6 protein-coding genes are annotated in these 3433 nt (G+C 35.9%); 4 read left to right on the forward strand and 2 right to left on the reverse strand.

Annotation, left to right across the window (positions count from 1 at the left end):
• Window positions 1–339 (reverse strand): aromatic amino acid lyase (locus tag WBN20_RS15920; protein WP_424282395.1); only part of this gene is annotated, 339 nt, incomplete at its 3' end.
• Between the two features lie 126 nt (window positions 340–465).
• Here WBN20_RS15920 and WBN20_RS15925 point away from each other — a divergent pair.
• Window positions 466–1020, forward strand: a complete 555-nt coding sequence (locus tag WBN20_RS15925) for a nitroreductase family protein (RefSeq protein ID WP_424282396.1) — start codon at window positions 466–468, stop codon at window positions 1018–1020.
• A 3-nt stretch (window positions 1021–1023) separates the two neighbouring features.
• Here WBN20_RS15925 and WBN20_RS15930 read toward each other — a convergent pair whose 3' ends face one another.
• Window positions 1024–1539 carry a DUF456 domain-containing protein gene (locus WBN20_RS15930; protein WP_424272863.1) on the reverse strand — a complete coding sequence of 172 codons (516 nt, stop codon included), beginning with the start codon at window positions 1537–1539 and terminating at the stop codon, window positions 1024–1026.
• Between the two features lie 15 nt (window positions 1540–1554).
• Between WBN20_RS15930 and WBN20_RS15935 the strand changes: the two genes are divergently transcribed.
• The 3 genes from WBN20_RS15935 to WBN20_RS15945 all read left to right on the forward strand — a co-directional run.
• On the forward strand, window positions 1555–2811 hold the full coding sequence (locus tag WBN20_RS15935; RefSeq protein WP_424282397.1) for a tetratricopeptide repeat protein: 1257 nt from the start codon (window positions 1555–1557) through the stop codon (window positions 2809–2811).
• 42 nt (window positions 2812–2853) lie between these two features.
• Window positions 2854–3330: an energy transducer TonB gene (locus tag WBN20_RS15940; RefSeq protein ID WP_424282398.1), complete on the forward strand. Its 477-nt coding sequence runs from the start codon at window positions 2854–2856 to the stop codon at window positions 3328–3330.
• A gap of 10 nt (window positions 3331–3340) precedes the next feature.
• Window positions 3341–3433 (forward strand): crossover junction endodeoxyribonuclease RuvC (locus WBN20_RS15945; RefSeq protein WP_424282399.1); only part of this gene is annotated, 93 nt, incomplete at its 3' end.

Consider the following 3433-nt stretch of genomic DNA (forward strand, 5'->3'; position numbering starts at 1 on the left):
GGCAAGCGAGTGTATCTTTAAAATGAGCATTAGTTTTGCCAGTTCCGTCTTAATGGGCTTGCCGACGCCAACGCTATGGCTTTTAAGGATGTTTGTCTGTAAAACTCTGGTTTCTTCTTTAGAAATATTTGTAGTACACAAAGGCCCGAACCCAGTATTTATCCCATAAACAGCCTGCCCTTTTTCAACTATGTTTTCTACCACAAGTTTGCTGTCCCGGACCCGTTTTCGCGCAACATTTGATAATTGGCCTTGAACTGTGCCTCTTGCAATTCTCAATGCAAGGCTGCAACTAAGTGCTTCTTCTCCATACAGAAAGTTATCAGTTGTTGAAACCATTAAATAGAATTTTTAGTACTATAAATGTATTCATTAAGTTTCAGAAAATTGGAATTGCAACCACACTTTAATTTGAATATAATTTCACAGTTAGAAATTCTAACTTTGCAAACTAAAATATTTAAAATGGTATTTGAATTAATTAAAAAAAGGCGTTCTGTATTTCCTGCTCAATATACTAACCAACCGTTAAAAAGATCGGAGATTGAAAAAATTCTGGAAGCAGCAAACTGGGCACCAACGCATAAAAAAACGGAACCATGGAGGTTTAAAATCTTTTTAGAAGATTCTAAAGAACAACTCGGTCAATTCCTTGCAAAGAAGTACGAGGAAACGGAGGCAAACCCAAAGGCTTTTAAAGTAAAAAAACTCCTTGAAAACCCAAGCAGATCTGCTGCAGTCATAGCCATCTGTATGCAAAGAGACCCAAATGAAAGTCTTCCGGAATGGGAAGAAATTGCGGCCACAGCTATGGCAGTTCAAAATATGTGGCTTTGTTGCACAGAAATGGAGATAGGTTGTTATTGGAGTTCTCCGGGACTCATAAAATATATGGGAGAATTTATTGAACTGGGTGGTGGGGAGCAATGTCTTGGGTTTTTATTTATGGGACGTTACGAAGAGGAAATCTCTGTTGGGGAAAGAAAACCAATTGAGGACAAGGTGGTTTGGTTTAATTAGGGGTTAATAAAAGAATGGAAATAATGCTTCCTTATATTCCCAGGTTTTGGATATAAAGAGGCCCAAATAAATTATAGTAACCATAAATTTTAAGAAGGTACCGGTAAGAAAACCAATAAAGGAACCAAAAGCGGCTTTAAGAGCTGTTTTACTCTCCGCCTTATTTATTAGTTCACCAATCAACGCGCCAACAAAGGGCCATATAATTATACCAAAAACACCTAGTATTGGAAATATAATTGCTACAAGAAGCCCAACTACGGTCCCAAACATTCCAGCCTTGCTGCCCCCAAACTTTTTAGTACCCATTGCCGGGATAATGTAATCTAATGCCAATACAATTACTGCAACTAAAAGTGTGATCCCCAAAAACCACCAGTCATTGGGAACTGCCCTGGTAAGAACCAATAACAAAAGACCTATCCAACTTACTGTAGGACCGGGTAAAACGGGTAAAAAACTCCCTAAAATACCTATAAGCATAAAGATAAATCCCAATAAGAAAAGGGCAATGTCCATTAAAAATCTTTGATATTGGACGAAGATAAGGTCTATTTGTTACATGTCTTTTTAAGGATGTGGGAAATCCTGAATTTCAGAAGCTTAATTGCCCGAAAAAAGCGTAATTTTCTAGGTAGAATTCAAAATCTGATGAAAATACTCATTCTGACTCTTTTCCTTTTGATAGTTCAACTTAGCATTGCGCAGAATTCTTTTATGACCAAGGCAGATAGTTTATTCAACTTAGGTTATTATTCAAAGGCAATTAATCAATATGCACTTGTGAATTCTGAAAAAGCCAGTCTTCAAATAGCTAGGGCGTTCAATGCAAACAGAAATTATAAGAAAGCAGTTTTGCAATACGAGGATATCATAGCAAAAGATAGTGCTTCACAAATTGCGAGATTTGAATTGGGAAAACTACTTTTTAAACTCAAAAGATTTTCTAATGCATCAGAACTATTTTTCAGCTTGGTTTCAGACCAAGCGTCAAATCCCGAATTTGATTTTTATTTGGGAAGGACCTTGTTTGAAATGAATAATATTGATGAAGGGATTCCCTTTTTTAAATCAGCCATTTTGAAAGACAGCTCACATCTGCGTAGTATTTTTGAGCTTAGCAAATACTATTTAACACAAAACACCAATGACTCAGTATTAAAATATGTCAATATGGGGCTCCGTATTTATCAAGACGACGTAAGTCTTATAAACCTTAAGGCGCTTGCCTTCTATAATGAAAATGATTATGAAAAGGCCATACCCCTTTTGGAAAGATTACTTACTCTTGGGGAAGAAAAAGCATATATTTTTGAAAAGTTGGCATTTAGCTTTTTTAAAACCTGGAAGTTGTCTGAAGCAAAGCAAAACTATTTTTTGCTATTAAATTATGAACCAGCCATACCGGATGCATTAAATGGATTAGGACATACATATTGGCGTGAACAAAAACTGGACAGCGCAGAGTATTATTTTAAAATGTCTATAGCAAAGCAAAAGCCTAATCTGGCAAATGAATACACTTCTCTAGCACAGCTGGCCAGGCAGAGGAATGATTTAGAAGAAGCTATGACTTATTATAAAAAAGCCTATACCGCAGAAAACAATAGTCCTCACATTTATTATCAAATATGTGTTCTCGCAGATCAATTATATAAGGACTCCAAAATCAGATTGGAATACTATCAATATTTTTTAGAAAAATTTGGCGCTCAAAAATCCTATTATTCAGAATTTGCCAGAAAACGAGTAATGGAACTTAAGGAAGAAATCCATTTTGCTGTTGATTGATTGCCCGAAAAAATCGTAATTTTCCGCAAGAATACCTGTTAAATGAGGAAGTTGCTTATTTTGTCTTGTTTATGCCTATTGTCTTCCTGTGATTTGTTTACTTCAACGGAAGTGAAAACGCAACAATTGGCGGATAAGGAATTGCAGGCAATCAATTGGAATGATGTAGACCAATATCCACTATTTGACGTTTGCGATGAAGCCGTATCTAAATCTGCTCAGCGTGAGTGTTTTGAAAATACTTTGTTATTGCATTTTTCAAAGACCCTGGAAGAGTTTGAATTTATTTTAGATAATGATGTCGAGGAAAGAGTATATGTAGATTTTATAGTGAATAAAGATGGAAAAGTGGCAGTCCTGAACATTGAAAAAAACAGGATTATTCAGGAACAAATTCCTGAATTTGACGGGATTATCAGCAGGAGTCTTAAAAGTCTGCCCCCGGTGGAGCCGGCTTTAAAAAGAGGAATACCTGTAAATACTAAGTGCAGGATTCCTATTGTTTTAAACTCAGAGTAAACAAAATAAATTGCAAAACGAAAAAATCATATTAGGGATTGATCCGGGAACTACTATCATGGGATTCGGAATCATTAAAGTAACTGGGAAGAAGATGACATTT

Origin of the sequence: Eudoraea sp., assembly GCF_049665975.1 — a bacterium.
Classification (GTDB): domain Bacteria; phylum Bacteroidota; class Bacteroidia; order Flavobacteriales; family Flavobacteriaceae; genus Eudoraea.